This window comes from uncultured Brachybacterium sp. (assembly GCF_947500705.1).
Taxonomy (GTDB): Bacteria; Actinomycetota; Actinomycetes; order Actinomycetales; family Dermabacteraceae; genus Brachybacterium.
In genome coordinates, this window is record NZ_CANMSY010000004.1 from 36,296 (window position 1) to 52,177 (window position 15,882).

17 protein-coding genes are annotated in these 15,882 nt (G+C 70.7%); 10 read left to right on the top strand and 7 right to left on the bottom strand.

Features of this window, described 5'->3' with window-relative positions; genetic code table 11:
* Positions 1-2: 2 nt before the first annotated feature.
* The 3 genes from Q0937_RS08890 to Q0937_RS08900 are packed head-to-tail and all read right to left on the bottom strand — an operon-like array spanning position 3 to position 2,646.
* On the bottom strand, positions 3-812 hold the full coding sequence (locus Q0937_RS08890; RefSeq protein WP_299302585.1) for an ABC transporter ATP-binding protein: 810 nt from the start codon (positions 810-812) through the stop codon (positions 3-5).
* The gene (locus Q0937_RS08895) at positions 809-1,897 is read right to left on the bottom strand and encodes an ABC transporter substrate-binding protein (protein ID WP_299302588.1); all 1,089 of its coding nucleotides are present in this window, start codon (positions 1,895-1,897) and stop codon (positions 809-811) included. Before Q0937_RS08895 ends, Q0937_RS08890 begins: the two co-directional genes overlap by 4 nt.
* Before the next feature lie 5 nt (positions 1,898-1,902).
* Positions 1,903-2,646, bottom strand: a complete 744-nt coding sequence (locus Q0937_RS08900) for an ABC transporter permease (protein ID WP_299302591.1) — start codon at positions 2,644-2,646, stop codon at positions 1,903-1,905.
* A 3-nt stretch (positions 2,647-2,649) separates the two neighbouring features.
* Here Q0937_RS08900 and Q0937_RS08905 point away from each other — a divergent pair, with 3 nt between their 5' ends.
* The 3 genes from Q0937_RS08905 (at position 2,650) to Q0937_RS08915 (ending at position 5,119) form a co-directional block, all read left to right on the top strand.
* On the top strand, positions 2,650-4,062 hold the full coding sequence (locus Q0937_RS08905; RefSeq protein ID WP_299302594.1) for an amidohydrolase: 1,413 nt from the start codon (positions 2,650-2,652) through the stop codon (positions 4,060-4,062).
* Positions 4,063-4,343: 281 nt separating this feature from the next.
* Positions 4,344-4,469, top strand: coding sequence for a hypothetical protein (locus Q0937_RS08910; protein ID WP_299302597.1), 126 nt, complete (start codon positions 4,344-4,346; stop codon positions 4,467-4,469).
* Positions 4,469-5,119, top strand: coding sequence for a DUF6338 family protein (locus tag Q0937_RS08915; protein WP_299302599.1), 651 nt, complete (start codon positions 4,469-4,471; stop codon positions 5,117-5,119). Before Q0937_RS08910 ends, Q0937_RS08915 begins: the two co-directional genes overlap by 1 nt.
* Positions 5,120-5,132: 13 nt before the next feature.
* Here the strand turns inward: Q0937_RS08915 and arr are convergent, their stop codons facing one another.
* Positions 5,133-5,558 (bottom strand): NAD(+)--rifampin ADP-ribosyltransferase, encoded by a 426-nt coding sequence (arr, locus tag Q0937_RS08920; protein WP_299302602.1) that lies wholly within the window; start codon positions 5,556-5,558, stop codon positions 5,133-5,135.
* Positions 5,559-5,707: 149 nt separating this feature from the next.
* Here arr and Q0937_RS08925 point away from each other — a divergent pair, with 149 nt between their 5' ends.
* From Q0937_RS08925 to Q0937_RS08935, 3 genes are all read left to right on the top strand, one after another.
* A complete protein-coding gene (locus Q0937_RS08925; protein ID WP_299302605.1) occupies positions 5,708-6,427 on the top strand; it encodes a hypothetical protein in 720 nt (239 codons plus the stop codon).
* A 766-nt stretch (positions 6,428-7,193) separates the two neighbouring features.
* On the top strand, positions 7,194-9,461 hold the full coding sequence (locus Q0937_RS08930; protein WP_299302608.1) for a LuxR C-terminal-related transcriptional regulator: 2,268 nt from the start codon (positions 7,194-7,196) through the stop codon (positions 9,459-9,461).
* Between the two features lie 12 nt (positions 9,462-9,473).
* Complete coding sequence (locus tag Q0937_RS08935) at positions 9,474-10,730, top strand: MFS transporter (protein ID WP_299302611.1); 1,257 nt, start codon at positions 9,474-9,476, stop codon at positions 10,728-10,730.
* 94 nt (positions 10,731-10,824) lie between these two features.
* On the opposite strand, the gene Q0937_RS08940 is transcribed toward Q0937_RS08935, so the two are convergent.
* A complete protein-coding gene (locus Q0937_RS08940) occupies positions 10,825-11,064 on the bottom strand; it encodes a hypothetical protein (RefSeq protein ID WP_299302614.1) in 240 nt (79 codons plus the stop codon).
* A 374-nt stretch (positions 11,065-11,438) separates the two neighbouring features.
* Here Q0937_RS08940 and Q0937_RS08945 point away from each other — a divergent pair, with 374 nt between their 5' ends.
* Positions 11,439-11,921, top strand: coding sequence for a DUF4383 domain-containing protein (locus tag Q0937_RS08945; RefSeq protein ID WP_299302617.1), 483 nt, complete (start codon positions 11,439-11,441; stop codon positions 11,919-11,921).
* Between the two features lie 115 nt (positions 11,922-12,036).
* On the opposite strand, the gene Q0937_RS08950 is transcribed toward Q0937_RS08945, so the two are convergent.
* Both Q0937_RS08950 and Q0937_RS08955 read right to left on the bottom strand, forming a co-directional pair.
* Positions 12,037-12,273: an acyl carrier protein gene (locus Q0937_RS08950; RefSeq protein WP_299302620.1), complete on the bottom strand. Its 237-nt coding sequence runs from the start codon at positions 12,271-12,273 to the stop codon at positions 12,037-12,039.
* 113 nt (positions 12,274-12,386) lie between these two features.
* Complete coding sequence (locus Q0937_RS08955; protein ID WP_299302623.1) at positions 12,387-12,677, bottom strand: stress protein; 291 nt, start codon at positions 12,675-12,677, stop codon at positions 12,387-12,389.
* Positions 12,678-12,922: 245 nt separating this feature from the next.
* Here Q0937_RS08955 and Q0937_RS08960 point away from each other — a divergent pair, with 245 nt between their 5' ends.
* From Q0937_RS08960 to Q0937_RS08970, 3 genes are all read left to right on the top strand, one after another.
* A complete protein-coding gene (locus Q0937_RS08960; protein WP_299302626.1) occupies positions 12,923-13,228 on the top strand; it encodes a hypothetical protein in 306 nt (101 codons plus the stop codon).
* A 246-nt stretch (positions 13,229-13,474) separates the two neighbouring features.
* Entirely contained in the window at positions 13,475-15,253 is a 1,779-nt protein-coding gene (locus tag Q0937_RS08965) for a thiamine pyrophosphate-requiring protein (protein ID WP_299302629.1), read from the top strand.
* A complete protein-coding gene (locus Q0937_RS08970) occupies positions 15,237-15,881 on the top strand; it encodes a hypothetical protein (RefSeq protein ID WP_299302632.1) in 645 nt (214 codons plus the stop codon). Before Q0937_RS08965 ends, Q0937_RS08970 begins: the two co-directional genes overlap by 17 nt.
* Position 15,882 lies beyond the last annotated feature (1 nt).

Here is a 15,882-nt window from a genome sequence, read left to right on the forward strand (position 1 = left end):
TTTCAGTGCTCGATCGCCCCGGCGACCCTCTCCCGCAGCTCGATGAACTCCGGCAGTCGCCGCATCTCCTCACCGAGCACCCGGCCAGCCTGCGAAGAGAGCGTGACCTCTTGGTCCAGCACTACTCTCCCTGGCCGCGCGCTCATCACGAGGACGCGGTCGCCGAGGAACACCGCCTCGTCGACGTCATGGGTGATGAAGAAGACTGTGCGGTGCTGCTTCCGCTGGATGCTCAGCAGGTCCGCCTGCAGCCGGGCCCGGGTGATGGCATCCAGTGCGCCGAACGGTTCATCCATGAGGATCACGTCGGTCTCGTTGGCGAGCACGCGGGCGATCTGGGCGCGCTGCTGCATGCCGCCGGAGAGCTCGTACGGCTTCGCTTCGCCGAAGTCGCCGAGCCCTACCAGGTCCAGGTACTCCTGGGCCTTCTGTGAGCGTTCCTTCTTGCCCACCTTGCGCATCCGCATGCCCAGCGCCACGTTCTCGCGTACGGAGAACCAGGGGAACAGGTTCGGCTGCTGGAAGACCACGCCCCGTTCGGCGCCGGGCTCGGTGATGTCTTGCCCGCGGTACCGGGCGGTGCCGCCGGTGGGTTCGAGGAAACCGGCAATGATCTTCAGCAAGGTCGTCTTGCCACATCCGGACGGGCCTACGACGCACACGAACTGCCCTTGGGGGATGGTCAGGTCCGTCTCGGCGAGCGCGTGCACCACGTCCCCGGAATCGGTGACGAAGCGCTGCGAGACGCCGTCGAGTGAGACGACGGCGGAGTCGGCGGCGGAGTCGACGGAGTCGATGGCGGTGCGGTTCACGGGGTTACCCCCTCGATCGCGTCGCCGTAGGGCATCTCGCGGTAGGCGCTGCCCTCGGCGAGGGCGTCGATCCCGTCCTGGGATACGAGGAACTCCGCAGTGCTGGTCAGGGCTGTGGCGAGCCCGTCGCCGCCGAAGTAGTCCGCGCCGGCCTGCTCTTCGAGTGTGGGATAGATGTACCCGTCCAGCAGGTCCTGCGCGTCCTCCTGCTCCACACCAAGTTGGACGGCGATGGAGGTCGCGGCGAGTTCGGGCTCCTCGTTGAGCAGGCGCGTGCCCTCGGCCTGCACGAGGGTCCACATCCGCATGAACTCGGGATTCGCGGTGATGAAAGCATCGGTGCCCGCGATGAGGTCGAAGGTCGGAGCGCCCAGCCCGGCGCTGTCCTCGCTGGAGAGGATGGTGTGCCCCTGCTCGGCCAGGAGTTCGCTGAGGGTGGGTTCCCAGACCCACGCGGCGTCGATCTCATCGCGTTGCCAGGCCGCCAGGATCGCGTCGGTCGCAAGGTTGATGACGCCGACGTCATCGCTGAGGCCCTCCTCGCCCAGTGCAGTGAGCAGTGAGTAGTGCGCCGTCGAGCCGAAGGGCACGCCGATGGTCCTGCCGGACATGTCGGCGAGTGACTCAATGTTCGGATCCTTGACGACCAGCGACTCCGCGTCCCCAATCACGTCGCTGATCCAGATCACCTTGAGATCCTTGGACAACGGCGGGGAGGCTGCCTTCACCACTGGGCTCGATCCCACTTGCGAGATGTCCAGCGAGTCGGAGCCGAATGCCTGGATCACGTCGCCGCCGGAGTTCATCTTCAGCCAGGAGATGTTCGCCTCCGGCATGCAGGCCTCGAGCAGTTGGAGGTCCTTCACGACCAAGTCGCCATTGGGGATCGCCTGCCAGGCGATACGCGCCGAGGTGGTGATGCTCGGGTCCGGCTCGACCGGGCAGGCGAGTTCACCGGAGAAGTTGTCGGGATGAGTGGTGCGGCCGGACTGCACGCAGCCGCTGAGCGCGAGAATCACGCCGAGGGAGGCGGCGGCCAGGCGCAGCGCCGTGCCGCGCCGACGGGTCGGGGTCAGGGAGTTCACGGCGTTCAGACCTTTCCGTGCCAAGGCACCAGGCGATCGCCGACCCATCGGATCGCACCATCGAGCGCGAGTGCGACGAGGCCGATCACGATGATGCAGGCGATGGTGAGAGCAGTGTTGAGCTGGGTGCCGGAGATGTAGGCGAGCCCGCCGATGCCGGGGATGCCGTTGTTGAGCTCCGCAGCGACGACCGTAGTCCAGGCGAACCCGACAGCTAGCCGCACCCCGGAGAATATCGAGGCGGTGGCGGCCGGCAGCACCACGAAGCGTGCCATCTGCGGGGAGCTGGCCCCCATGCTCCGGGCGGCGGAGAGGTAGTCCTCGCGCACCCCGCGCACGCCGTCGATGGTGGCGATGACGATCGGCGGGAAGGCTGCGAGGAAGAGCAGCAGGTACTTCGAGGTATCACCGATGCCCACCCACACGATGATCAGGCCTATGTAACCCAGCGGCGGCAGCGCCCGCAGGAAGTTCAGGAATGGGGCGAAGGCCGTGTTCGCCGGCTCCCACATGCTCATCAGCGCCCCGAGAGCGATGCCCAGCACCGCGGCGAGCGCGACTCCGACGCCGATGCGCTGGAGGGAGGCGATCAGGTGCTCCCAGAGGTAGTAGTTCTGCACGCCGCACACGGTGCGTCCGGAGTTCTCGTCGACGACCAGGCAGCGGTTGGCATCGATGAATGCCCCGAGCACGGCCTGGGGGCCCGGCAGGTACAGCGGGTCGACGAGCTCGGCCATCTGCTCCAGCACGGCATGCTCGCCTCCCTCGTGGACCTCGAGAACGCCCGCAGCATCGAGGAGATCGTCACTGCCTTCCGCGACCGCCTCGCCGAGCGCGAGGCGGGTGACCGCACGCCGCTCGTCGGGGCGAAGTACGACCCGCAGCTGCTGGCCGAGGGCCGCCATCCCACCCGCGCGGACCTCGACGCCGTCACCACCGAACTGCCCGTCTTCGCCCTGCACCGCAGCATGCACGTGGCCGTCGGCAACTCCTTCCTCGTCGACGGCGCCGGTCTCACCACCGAGACGCCCGACCCCGAGGGAGGGCGCTTCGGCCGCTTCGCCGACGGCACGCCGGACGGGTACGTCGAGGAGCATCCGGCGATGTCGGCCTTCGCCGCGCTGCTCTCCCCCGGCGGCGGAGGAGGGCTGCTTCCCGCCGGCGTCGCCGATCCGCTGCGGGCCGCCGAGCTCGCCGTCGCCGACTACCTGCGCCACGGCATCACCACCGCCCAGGAGGGCGCCGCGGACCCCGCCACCATCGGCGGGCTCGTGGCCGCCGCCCGCGCCGGGGCACTCGGCCTGGACGTCGTCGTCTATCCCGTGGTGCAGTCCGGGACCACGGCCTTCGACGAGCATCCCGAGATCGCGGACGACTACGTGGGCGGCCTGCGGCTGGGCGGCTACAAGATGATCCTCGACGGCTCCCCGCAGGCCCGCTCGGCCTGGATGAGCGAGCCCTACGAGCCGATCGAGGGCGATGAGGAGCCGGGCTGTGCCTACCCGATCCACACCCCAAAGCAGGTCGAGGCCTTCACCCGCGCCGTCGCCGAGCAGGGCCGTCAGCTCATCGTGCACTGCAACGGGGATGCCGCCGCGCAGCTGTGGGTCGAGACCGCCGAGCGCGTCGGCGCCGAGCATCCGGCACTGCTCGAGGCACGCCCGGTGATGATCCACGCCCAGACGGTTCGCGACGATCAGCTGGATCGGATGGCGCCGCTGGGGATGATCGCCTCGATCTTCTCCTGCCACACCTGGTTCTGGGGCGATGTGCACCTGCGGAACTTCGGCACCGAGCGCGGGCGCCGCGTCTCCCCTGCCCGCTCCGCCCTTGACCGCGGTGTGCGGGTCACCCTCCATCAGGACACCCCGGTCACTCCCCCGGACATGATGCTGACCCTCTGGGCCGCCGTGAACCGGATCAGCCGCACCGGGCAGCCCGTCGGCCCCGAGCAGAGGATCTCAACCTGGGAGGCGCTGCGCGCCGTCACCTGCGAGGCCGCGTACCAGTACGGCGAGGAGGACTCCAAGGGGCAGATCCGCGAGGGGATGCGGGCGGACCTGGTGATCCTCTCCGGCGATCCGCTGGCGACGCCACCGGGCGACCTGAGGGACATCGCAGTGCTCGGGACGATCAAGGACGGCGCGGTCGTATTCCGGGCGTGAGAATCACTCGATGCTGTCGTCCCGCCCGATTGCGCCGCAGCTGCTCGAGCCCTTCCCGCATCGCGCACGCTCTCCCTGCTTATGGGGGTGCCACACCGACTCGCTGGAACCACTCCGATTCCGCGCAGTCGTGGTCCAGGTCTGAGCCGTAGCGAGACCGTAGACGGCTGCCCGTTATGCGGCTTATGCTCTGCGACACCGGCTTCACTGCCGTGCTTGCCGGCTCGTCGACGGCGTCATCCGCAGCGACGCCATCGCTGGTCACCCTCTAGGAGGGGAAGATGGTCATCAAGGATCCCAACGCTGAGAAGTACCTGCAGGCCACAGAGACTCAGGCTGTGGCGAAAGCCGACAAGGTGAGCACAGTGGACGGTGGCCCTGAGGACCTGGACCCTCTCGAGGACTGATGATCCCCGACAGCGTGGGGACGGTCATCGCCTTCCTACTGCTCATCGCACCCGGGTACGTCTGGCAGACGAGAGCCGCGAAGTACCTGCCTGATCTCAAGACCACGGCGTTGCGGGAGGCGACGAGGATCGTCTTCTCCTCGCTCATCCCCAGCATCCTCGCTGCCGTTGTCGTGCTCTTCCTCCTTCGCAGCTGGGTGCCCGTGCTCCGCGCCGGCGCCAGTGCACCCCACCTGGTCATCGCCAGCCTCGCGACAAGCACCCTCGCTTGCCTCATCGCGTTCCTCTGGTCCTATGTCTGGTTCCGCAAGGAACGCAGATGGGCGAGCCAGATCAGCGGCGGCTCCGCTCTGTTCAAAGCACTGACACAGCTGCCCGAGAACTCCGGTGCAGCGCACGTGATCGTGACGGCCAGGTTGCTCGACGGCACCGTGTGGCGCGGCGAGCACATGGCCCACGATGTGGAGTCCGAGGAATCGTTCAGAACCCTCTTCCTCGCCCCGCACCTCTCTCGCAGGAGCGGCAACGGCGGCAAGGTCACCGAATACGGGGCGGGCGACTACGTCGTGATACCGCTGGACCAGGTGAGCTCGCTGCAGCTGAAGTACCTCTCGGGGTCTCGCAAGTCTGAAGACCTCCCCGAGGGCTGACGGGCCGTGAACATCAGTCGATGATCTCGCCCTCGCCCTTCGCGCGCAGCTTCGCGAGCCCCTCCCGCATCGCGCGCACGCTCTCCTCGCTGTGCCGCGGCCAATCCTCCAGCTCTCGCACCACGCGCACCGGCTCGGCGGTGCGGTAGGAGCGCGTGGGGTTGCCGTGGAAGCGCTTATCGGTCACGTTCGGATCGTCCTCGATCTCCCCCGTCGGCTCCACGACGTAGACCCGGGGCTCTCCGTCGCCGCGCGCGAGCTGCGCGCCCCAGGCCGCGGCGTGCATCGTCTGGGTGACGTACACATGCCGCAGCGGGGCACCCTCGCGGTAGTTCGAGGGCTGCGCCGGGGAGAGGAGATCTCCCGGCGTCAGCACGGCCCTGGTGCCGTGGAGGTAGACACCCTCCTCGTACACCTCGAAGGGGACAGGCTCGCTCATCGCATCCTCGCTCTCCGTCGGGCCCTCACCCGGCCGGCCCTCATCCTCCTGCATGCGAACCCCTCGCGCACCGCCTCGCGGGAATCCCCCACCCCGCGTTGGGGTCTGCCCCATCGTCCCTGCATCGCGGCCTCTCGTAGCCTTCCGGCATGACGTTCGCCGGGATCCTCGCCTTCTTCGGGCTCGCCGTGGTGACGATGGATGTGCTGGGCGGCGTCATCGCGATCGGCGTCATGCTGCGCGGCGGCACGGTGCGGCACCTGCTCGCCTTCGCCGGCGGGTACACGGTGGTCATCATTGCGGCAACGCTGATCCTGCGTCCGCTGCTGGAGCTGATGAACCGGTGGCTGCGGCCCGTGCTGGATTCCAACAATGCGATCGGCGCCGTCGAGCTCATAGTGGGGCTCGCCTTGGTCGCCTTCAGCGTCCACCAGTTCCGGGCCGCGTCCCGGCCGCCCGTGCCGCACGGCCGGCTCGAGCAGCGCTCCACCCCGAAGCGCCTGGCCACTGCTCCGCTCGTTCTCGCGGGCGTCGGCTTCTCGGCGACGGCGCTCGCCGATCCCGGTTTCACGATCGCCGTCGGTATGGCGTCCCAGGAGCAGCACCTCTCCCTGCATGTGGGGCTGCTGGTGCTGTGGAACCTCGTTTACCAGCTGCCGCTCGTCGCCGTGCTCACCGCCGCCGCGTTCGGCCGGCACGAGCAGCTCGCCACGCGGGTCATGGAGGTCGTCGGCCCCAGGCGCCGCGCCCTGCAGACAATGCTCGCTGCCCTGCTCGCCCTCGCAGGCATCGCTGTACTGGGCGACGGCGTCATCTCGCTGCTCAGCGAGCACGTGCCATGGCTTCGCCAGCTGCTCCTGCTGCGGTGAGCCCGGGGCGCCGCGGCGGGCCCCCGTGAAGGCCCGAGGGGTACGTCCCCACCCCGCGCCCCGCCCAACCTTGGTCCCGGTCGGCACCCAGCGAGCTCCGAAAATCGACACATGTCGGCAAGGCCACAACTGATTTCCGAGTCAAGTGTCTTACCGATAGCTGAAGATGTAATCACTCGGAGCTCCTCCTCAAGACAGGGGCACCGATGCTCATGGCTCGTCCCGCTGCTCACCGGTTTGACCGACCCGCGGCTGGCGACCTGGGCACTCTTCCACCCTCTTCGGGCAACGTCACCGCGCCCGAACCCATGTACAGGAGCAACCCGTGACCTCGATGGACCCGCAGGGGGGTGCTTTACTTTTGGGTAAGCGCTGGCCTGCCAGTGCCCGATGTGCGTGCGCCCGCGCCCCATGCCTCATCCCGGGGTTCGCCGCCTCTCGGCCCACCGACCATCTCGACGGGAGTGCCCCGACATGCTGACGCCAGATGCCGCCGCCGATCTCCAGCACGTCCCCCGGTTGACCTCCCGGGTGCTCCCCCGCCCCTCCCTGCTCGCGCGCCTCGACGGGCCGGCCCCGCTGACCGTGCTGCGTGCTCCCGGCGGCACCGGCAAGACCACACTCATGGCCCAGTGGGCGGTCGCGACCTCCCCCGACCAGCGCGGCACCCTGATGTGGATCGAGGCCGACAACGGCACCCGCACCCGCACCGGGTTCTGGATGCGCGTGCTGGGCCGCTTCCACGCCCGCGGGCTGCTCGCGGATCGTGCCCTGTGTCGTGGTCGCGGGCCGTTTCCCCACCGTGCTGGAGTCCGCCCGCATCCACGCGGTCCTGGACATCCAGGTGCTCACCGAGGAGCATCTCGCACTCAGCCCCGAGGAGATCTCGACTCTCCTGGACCTGGCCGTCCCCGCCCTGCAGGGCGATCCACGACGCGCAGGAGTCCTGCACCAGCTCGGAGCGGTGCCCTCCTCCCGCCGGCTCGCCTCGATGCGCTGGTCGCTCGGGGTGCTGCAGCACGCCCTCGAGACCCGGCCCACCGAGGAGGATCTCGATCTGGATGACCTGCTGGTCACGGCATCCCGCCACGAGCTGGCCGCCCGCCCCGGAGACCCCGTGCTGCGAGAGTTCCTCGAGGTCACCGCGCAGTCGCCGCTCGTGGACGTCGACCTGGCACGGCAGCTGAGCGGCCGCCACGACGCCGAGACGCTGCTGGGCACGCTCGAGCAGCTCGGTTCCGGGCAGTGGCTGCGCGGCCCGGAGGGCAGCGCGCCCGTCTTCCAGTACAGCCACCACCTGCGCCTCGCCGCCGCGGCGAACTTCACCCCGCCTACGCCGGCCCGGCTGCGCGCGCTGCACTCGACGATCGCGCACTGGCTGGCCGAGGTGCGCGGCGAGAAGCTCGCAGCGATCGAGCACGCGCTGCGGGCCGAGGACATGGCCCATGTCGAGCATCTGCTGATGCGCTCCCATCCCCTGCCTGCGGAGGACGCCCGGCACCTCTCCCGCCTGCTGCAGGCGCTCCCCGCGGCCCGCATCCATCGCCACCCCATGCTGGCGCTCTGGCACGCGCTGGTGCTGAACCGCTCCGCCGACACCCAGCCGAGGGCCCTGAAGTTCTTCGTCTCCGCGGCGATGATCGGTCGCGTCCGCTCCTCCTCCATCCCGCCGCTGGACCGTGCGATACGCCAGGGGATCCAGTCCGCTGTGCACCGGATGCTCGGCCAGTCCCGGTCGATGAAGGACCTCGCCCTGCGCGCCCTGCCCGTCCTCGAGAGCGCCGCGGAGGATCCGCAGCGCGATCGCCAGCTGGACGGGATCCTGATGACCGCGATCAGCCAGACCGCGACCACCCTGTTCTACGCCGACGACTTCGCCGCGGCGCGCGATGCCCGCTTGCTGCAGGCCCGGTTCGCGGAGACCGTGCACCGGGCGCACCATCGCAACGTCGCTCACGCGCATCTGGCTCTGATCCACGCGGTGAGCGGGGACATCACCGCCGCGGTCGCCTCCCTGGACCGGATCGATGCCGAGGACTGGCCGCACTCCTGGCGCAGCGGATACCACGACGCTGTGGAGATCATCGCCCGCGCCTGGGTGTCGCTGAACGAGGCCCGCCCCGAGGAGGCGCTCGCGCAGCTGGCCCGCCTTGATCCGCACTTCGCCACCATCGAGTACTGGGATCTGATCACCGCCGTCCGCAGCCTCGCGCTGGCCCAGCAGGGCCTCCCGGACGAGGGAGAGGCATTCCTCGCTCGCACCACGGCCGAGCGCCGCTCCGAACGCACTCTCCCGTCGGCGCTCCAGCGCCTGGAGTCTGCGGCGGCGATGCTGCGGATCCTCGCCGGCGGCGTGCCCGCCCGTCGGCCCGCGGGCGGGCGGGATGCGCCGGTGGCCGCGATGCTGTCGGCGCTGTCGGCGCTGACCGTCCTCGCCGAGGGGCGCCCCGAGGAGGCGCTGCCGCTGCTGGCACGGGCCGAGCTCGCCGCGACCACCCCGCTGCACCGGATGATCACCGCGATCGTCGGGGTGCACGTGGCCCGCCGTTCCTCGCACGGCCTGGACCTGGCCGGCTACGGGCTGCAGATCCGCGAGCTCACCGGCGGCCATGCACTGCGCTGGCCGCTCGTGCTGCTCTCGGAGGGGGATCGCGAGGCACTGCTCGGGGCCCTCACCGACTCCGGCCGGGAGCAGACCGCCGCACTGCTCGAGGCGGACTTCTCCCAGATCTCGCCCGGCACCCGAGTGGCCGAGCCCTCCCGCGTCCCGCAGCTGACCGCCCGGGAGCGCGAGGTGCTGACGCTGCTGGCCGAGACCGACCGGCGCAGCGAGATCGCCGCGCGCCTGTTCGTCTCCCTCAACACCGTCAAGGCCCAGCTGCGCAGCCTCTACGCCAAGCTCGGCGCCTCCACCCGCGAGCAGGCACTGGCCAGGGCGATCAGCGCCGGCCTGCTGCACCCGGCGGACCCGCCCGGCGAGGACCGACCTCATGCGGACCGGCCTCACGCGGACCGACCCCGCGAGGACCGATGAGGCGATGAGGCGATGAGGCGGATCCTGCAGCTGGCGGTGATGCAGTGCGCGGCGCTCGGCGCCCTCACCGCCCCGGCGGTGGTGGCCGTCTCCGTGCTGGTGCGGCGCATGGTCGGTGACGACTCCGCGCCCGACGTGTACGCGCTCACCGATGCGGCTGCCGCGCTGACCGCGATGATCGCGGCGCCCCTGTGCGGCCTGCTGGCCGATCGGACGATGAGCCGCCTCGGCCGGCGCCGCCCCTGGCTGCTCGGAGGCTCGGTGGTAGGGCTGCTCGGCAGCGCCGCCATGGCCTGGGCCCCGGGCCCGCTCGCGCTGGCAGCGGCCTGGATGCTCACCCAGGCCGGTTACAACGCCGTGTTCGCCGCGATCAACGGCCTGCTCGCCGAGGGTCTCGCCCCCACCGACCGCACCCGCGCCGCCGGCATCTTCTCCGCCGCCGCCTTCCTCGGCACCGGCCCGGGGCTCCTCGTGGCAGCCCTGCTGGCCGAGAACATCCGCGCGATGCTGCTGGTGGTCCCCGTCGCGGCCCTGGCGGTGATCGTGCCGCTCGCGCTGCGGGTGCCGGATCCGCCGCTCACAGCGCGGCGTCCTGCGGCTCCGCGCACGCCCCAGCGATGGCTCCGCGCAGCCGCCGCATCGGACCTCTCCACCCCGCCGTTCCTCGCCGTGCTCGCGATGCGCTTCCTCTTCTCGGTGCAGCTCTCGGGCGGTCTCACCTTCGCGCTGTACCTGTTCCTCTCCCGCTGGTCCCTCGCCGAGGGCGCGGCCGTGCGCGCCACCTCGCTGACCACCTTCACCGGCGTCGTGGGGGTGGTGGCCGGCTCCATGCTGCTCACCTCCTCGCGGTGGCGCAGCCTCCGGATGACACCGGTGCTCGGTGTCGCACTGATGCTGCTCGCCGCCGCGATGCTCGGCCGTGCCCTCGCCCCGACGCTGCTGGTCTTCCACGTCGCCACGGCCGTGGCGGGGCTCGCGATCGGGCTGGGCATGACCGCCACCCGCTCCCTGGCCTACGCCCTGCTGCCGGCGTCCGCAGCGGGCTTCGGGCTCGGGCTGGTGGGCGCTGCCGGGAGCCTCGCAGGGCTGATCGCGCCGCTGGCCGCTGCCGCACTGCTCACGCTGAGCACGAGCTGGGGAGCGGCGGACCCCTACGCCGGGATGTACACGCTGCTGGCCCTGCCGGCGCTGCTGGGCCTCGCCCTGCTCCCCCTCACCCGCGCACCGAGCGCTTCCCAGCGGCTGCCCGCGGAGGTCGTTCCGTCCTGAGCCGGGGCGCGCGGCGGCGGGGACGCACGACGACTGCTGGCGCAGCGCGCCGGGGGCGGACACTTCCCGCTGCATCGCGTGCGGTGACGTGCCGCTATGCGGCGCGGGTGTAGGCACCGAGCACCTTCAGCGCATCTTTCAGGGAGTCGGCGGGGAACGGGCCGACGGTGACTTCCTCCCCGTCCGTCGTGCAGGTGAACCAGATGCCCCCGGCGTCCGTGGTGAGGGTGAGAGCGTCGCCCTCGGGATCGGTGAGCTCGGCGACGTCGAACGGGCGCATGCGCCCGGGCGCCGCACCGAAACGGTGGGCGGTGAGGGGTTCCACGGGGGTCACAAACTTCTCCAACGACGAGCGGGGACGGAGCCCCGCAGACGGGCGTGCTGCCTGATGCCGTCAACGGACAGGCGGGCAGCAGTGCGGTGAAGTCAGTCTTGAGGAGGAATCGCGCCCGCGTGCTCCGTGCGCCGCCGAACCGCGCCTTTTCACCCCCGGCTCACCCCCGAGGGCCATCGGCCGCAGCGCACGTGCCGAGGGGAGGCCCGTGATCGCGCGGCCCGATCGGTCGGCCTCCTTCTCAGCGCCGGGCCGATCTGCGTAGCGTGGGAGCGGGCGCACCACCACGGACAACGCCCCAGCAGTCACCCCGACCGGCGCATTGCGGCCCCGGCTCGCCTCGGGATGAAGCCCTCGTGATCGGAGAATCGCTGATGAACATTCCTGACCCTCTTCCCACCTCTCGACACATCGCCCATTCCCCGGTCCGACTGGTCACGCTCCTCTATGGGATCGTCTTCCTCCTCGTCGGCGTCGCCGGCTTCGTTCCCGGGCTCACCACCGACTTCGGCGCCCTGAGCGCTGTGGGCCACCACTCCGAGGCCCTGCTGCTGGGGATCTTCCAGGTCTCGATCCTGCACAACGCCCTGCACCTGATGTTCGGCATGGCGGGCATCGCGGTCGCTCTGGCGAGCTGGCCGCCCGCCTCGCAGTGGTATCTGCGAGTGGGCGGCGCCCTCTACCTGGGACTGTGGATCTACGGGTTGATCATCGACAAGGATTCGGCGGCGAACTTCGTTCCGCTGAACATGGCCGATGACTGGCTGCACTTCGTGCTCGGCATCACCATGATCGCCCTGTCCTTCCTTCCCCGGTACTCGCGGCGAGTTGCTCCGGGAGCCCGCCGGAAGGTGTGAACTCGCCGTCTCTCCGTGCGCCGCACACGCGGCCGCAGCGTCACGCACGAAGACCCCCGGGGTCCCAGAGTCCCCGAGGGTCTTCGCGCGGTGCGCGCGGTGTCCGCGCTGAGCGCTACTGCGGACTGGTGTTGTCGATGCCGCCGAGCTCCCGCAGGAACTCGTGGCACTTCCGTGCGCGCTCGGCGTCCTGCGCCATGACCTCTTCGAAGAAGGCGGCGATCTCCGCCTTCTCGGCATTGCGTGCATCGCGCACGTACTGCCCGTAGTCATGACCTGCCTTGAGGGCGTGGTACTGCACGGAGATCAGATCGAAGGTGACGTCATCGAATCCGGTCTGTCCAGCGGGCATGGTGACCTCCTCGAGATCAGTGGAACCGTGATCAGTGGAACCGTGGCGGGTGGGGTTCGCAGCGCACCGCGCTCCTCAGGAGCGGGCGCTCGGCGACCCTCAGGAGCTGACCCTCAGGAGCTCTGGCCACCCTTGCGGCCGGCCTGGCTGGGGTCGGCGGAGTTCTCCTCGCCGAAGCTGCCGGAGCTGGCGTGGCCGCCTTCACGGCCGGCCTCGCTCGGATCGGCGGCGTTCTTCTCGCCGAAGCTGCCCGAGCTCTGCTCGCCGCCCTCACGGCCGACCTGGCTGGGGTCGGCGGCGTTCGTCTCGCCGAAGCTGCCGGTGCTGGCCTCGCCGCCCTTCTGGGCCTGCTTCTCGGTGTCGTTGCGGTTGCCGAACTGTCCGGGGTTGTTCTGATCAGCCATCGTGGAACTCCCTTGCTGTTCACCGATCGGTGCGATCGGCCGAGCGCCTTGCTCGTGATCTCGACCCTAGGCAGGCACCGCACGGCTTCTCAACAGTCGGAACCGACTGGTCCGTCATCGCGCCGGAGCCCGTTGCCGAAGCATCCGATCGGTCGGACTCCTTGGCATCAGCCCAGGTCCGGAGGTAGCGTCCCGGTCACCGTCCAGCGAAGGGCGGACATCCACGACGACGTGCGGAGGCGCTCATGACGCCGCACAAGATCTCCATCTTGGTCCGCGCCGACGTGGGCCGCGGTGCGATCGAACTTCTGGTCACGGGCTGCCTGACGGCCCCCACGGCCAGGATCCTCTCCGCCCAGATCGCCAGGGCGCGGGACCTTCAGCCGTACGAACCGATCCTGGTGGACCTGACAGGGGTCCAGCATCTCGAGCCCGCTGCGCTCGAGGAGCTGCGGGCCGCAGAAGCCGCCCTCACCGCAGACTCCGCGGTACCGCTGCGCTTTGCCCTCCCCGAGGTGGCCACGCCCTGCCCCCTCTCGAGCGTCGGCTGAGAGCGGTCCGCAGCGCGGCTCCCGGAGCGGTCCGTCCGTCCGGTCGGGCTCGGCGCATCGCAGGCTGCCCCGCGGGAACGCCCCGGTCAGCCCCGGGATGCTGGCCGTGGCAGCGACCCGTCGGTGCCGGTCCCCGGGCAGCTGCCCTGTCGCTCGCCCCCGGGGCACTGCCACAGTGGCACCCACACGCGGGCCCTGGCGGCACCGGCCGCTCCGTGGCGGCTCGCCGAGCGAGAGGCGGCCCCCATGCGCAATGTCGCAGACGGAATCATCGAGCGAGCCCAGGCCTGGGGAGTCCAGCGGATCTTCGGCTACGCCGGCGACGGCGTGGACCCGCTGCTGGGCGCGCTGCGGCGCCGGGAGGACCAGATCGAGCTGATCACCGCCCGGCACGAGGAAATGGCGGCGTTCATGGCCACCGGCCACGCGAAGTACACCGGCGAGGTCGGGGTGTGCCTGGCCACCCAGGGGCCTGGCGCGGTGCATCTGCTGACCGGGCTGTACGACGCGAAGCTCGACGGGAAGCCCGTGGTCGCGATCGTGGGTCACGTGGTCACCACCGCGCTGGGCAGCGGATACCAGCAGGAGGTCGAGCTGCCCACGCTGCTGAAGGACGTGTGCAGCAGCTACGTCGGCGAGCTGGTCTCCCCCGAGCAGCTGGACCAGGTGGTGGACGACGCCTTCCGCACCGCGCTCGCGACCTCGAGCCCGACCTGCATCATCGTCCCGCACGACATCCAGCAGGCGGAGCTGCCCGAGATGGAGCACGCCCACGGCATCGTGCCCAGCGCTCCGGTGACGGCCGCGCCCCGGGTGCTGCCCCGCGAGGAGGACCTGGACCGTGCCGCCGAGGTGCTGAGCGCCGGGGAGCGGGTCGCACTGCTCGTCGGACAGGGTGCCCAGCACGCCACCGCGGAGGTCCAGGAGATCGCCGAACGGCTCGGCGCCGGGGTCACCACCTCCCTGCTGGGCAAGCCGTTCGTGGACGAGTCGCTGCCGTACGTGTGCGGGACCATGGGCCACCTCGGCACCACCGCGTCCGCGGATCTCCTGGCCGGCTGCGACACGCTGCTGATCGTGGGCAGCAACGATCCGTGGACCGAGTTCTACCCCGCTCCCGGGCAGGCGCGGGCGGTGCAGATCGATCTCTCCGCCGCGCAGCTGGGCCGGAAGTACCCGATCGAGGTGGGGCTGGCTGGCGACGCGTCCGAGACTCTGCACGCCTTGCTGCAGCGGCTGGAGCCCGCGACGGACCGGCCCTGGCGCGGCGAGGTCGAGGAGATGGTGCGCACTTGGCGGCGGATCCGGGCGGAGCGCAGCGCCGAGGTGACTGAGCCGATGAACCCCCAGAGCGTCATCGCCGCCCTCTCGGAGCAGTTACCGGCAGAGGCTCAGGTCTCCGTCGACGTCGGCTCGGTCGTGTACTGGTACGCCCGCCACCTCGAGCTGCCGCCCGGGGTGCCCGCGCATCTGTCCAGCACCCTCGCCTCGATGGGCTCCGGGCTCCCCTACGGGCTGGCGGCGAAGTTCGCCGCCCCGGACCGGCCCGTGGTCGCCCTGTGCGGTGACGGCGCGATGCAGATGAACGGGAACTCCGAGCTCATCACCCTCGCCCACCACTGGCGCTCCTGGGACGATCCCCGCTTCGTGGTGCTGGTGCTGCACAACCGCGACCTGGCCGAGGTGTCCTGGGAGCAGCGCGAGATGGAGGGCGAGCCCCGGTTCCCCACCTCGCAGGAGGTGCCGTGGTTCCCCTACGCCGAGTACGCCCGCCTGCTGGGCCTCGAGGGGATCCGGATCGAGCGCGCCGAGCAGATCGGGGAGGCCTGGCAGCAGGCTCTGTCCGCAGAGCGTCCGATGCTGATCGAGGCCGTGGTCGACCCGAACACCCCGCTGCTGCCGCCGCGCGCCCCGCAGGAGAAGGTCGAGAAGATGTTCTCCGCCCTCGCCCAGGAAGACGCCGATGCGACTATCACGGCGCTGCGCCGGCAGCGGGAGCAGGAGGCGCATGACGACCGACGGTAGGAACGATCCCCCCGGCCCGGTCCCCGGGCTGCAGGCGGATCCCGGGGTTCCGGCCCGGCTCGCCGCGCGGATCGCCGAGGACCTGGCCGCGCAGCTCTCCCGCGCCACGGACCGGCCATGGCGGGTCGACGTCAGCGCCGGTGAGCTGCCGCTCGGACCCGACGGCAGGATCCCCCTGCTCACCTCCGCGCCGCGGCTGCTGGAGGAGCACGGCTGGGAATACGTCGTCTACCTCACCGACCTGCCGCGGTACCTGGAGGGCAGGCCGCTGCTCAGCGAGGTCAGCGCCGATGCCCACGCCGCCCTCATCTCGCTGCCCTCCCTCGGAGCCCTCCGAGTCGCAGGCCGCACCCGGGCCCTGGTGGTGGAGCTGATCGACGCAGCGTCGGCGGCCCGCAGCCCCGATGCCGCGGCGATCGAGAGCGCCCTCGGGGGTGCCGCGGTCCATCAGGAGCTCGCTGAGGAGGAGTCGCTGACCCTCACCGCGAGAGCGGACAGGCTCACCGCACCGCGGATGCTGGCCGGCATGCTGCGCAGCAACCGTCCCGGCCGCCTGCTGCCCGCCATGACCGGCTGCATCGCGGTGGCCGTCGCGAGCGGCGCCTGGACAACACCTCCACGCTGGTGAC

Coding starts and splice junctions, on each gene's coding strand:
- Q0937_RS08905 (WP_299302594.1), top strand. CDS start 2,650: ATGCTCGCCTCCCTCGTGGACCTCGAGAACGCCCGCAGCATCGAGGAG.
- Q0937_RS08910 (WP_299302597.1), top strand. CDS start 4,344: ATGGTCATCAAGGATCCCAACGCTGAGAAGTACCTGCAGGCCACAGAG.
- Q0937_RS08915 (WP_299302599.1), top strand. CDS start 4,469: ATGATCCCCGACAGCGTGGGGACGGTCATCGCCTTCCTACTGCTCATC.
- arr (WP_299302602.1), bottom strand. CDS start 5,558: ATGAGCGAGCCTGTCCCCTTCGAGGTGTACGAGGAGGGTGTCTACCTC.
- Q0937_RS08925 (WP_299302605.1), top strand. CDS start 5,708: ATGACGTTCGCCGGGATCCTCGCCTTCTTCGGGCTCGCCGTGGTGACG.
- Q0937_RS08935 (WP_299302611.1), top strand. CDS start 9,474: ATGAGGCGGATCCTGCAGCTGGCGGTGATGCAGTGCGCGGCGCTCGGC.
- Q0937_RS08945 (WP_299302617.1), top strand. CDS start 11,439: ATGAACATTCCTGACCCTCTTCCCACCTCTCGACACATCGCCCATTCC.
- Q0937_RS08950 (WP_299302620.1), bottom strand. CDS start 12,273: ATGCCCGCTGGACAGACCGGATTCGATGACGTCACCTTCGATCTGATC.
- Q0937_RS08955 (WP_299302623.1), bottom strand. CDS start 12,677: ATGGCTGATCAGAACAACCCCGGACAGTTCGGCAACCGCAACGACACC.
- Q0937_RS08960 (WP_299302626.1), top strand. CDS start 12,923: ATGACGCCGCACAAGATCTCCATCTTGGTCCGCGCCGACGTGGGCCGC.
- Q0937_RS08965 (WP_299302629.1), top strand. CDS start 13,475: ATGCGCAATGTCGCAGACGGAATCATCGAGCGAGCCCAGGCCTGGGGA.
- Q0937_RS08970 (WP_299302632.1), top strand. CDS start 15,237: ATGACGACCGACGGTAGGAACGATCCCCCCGGCCCGGTCCCCGGGCTG.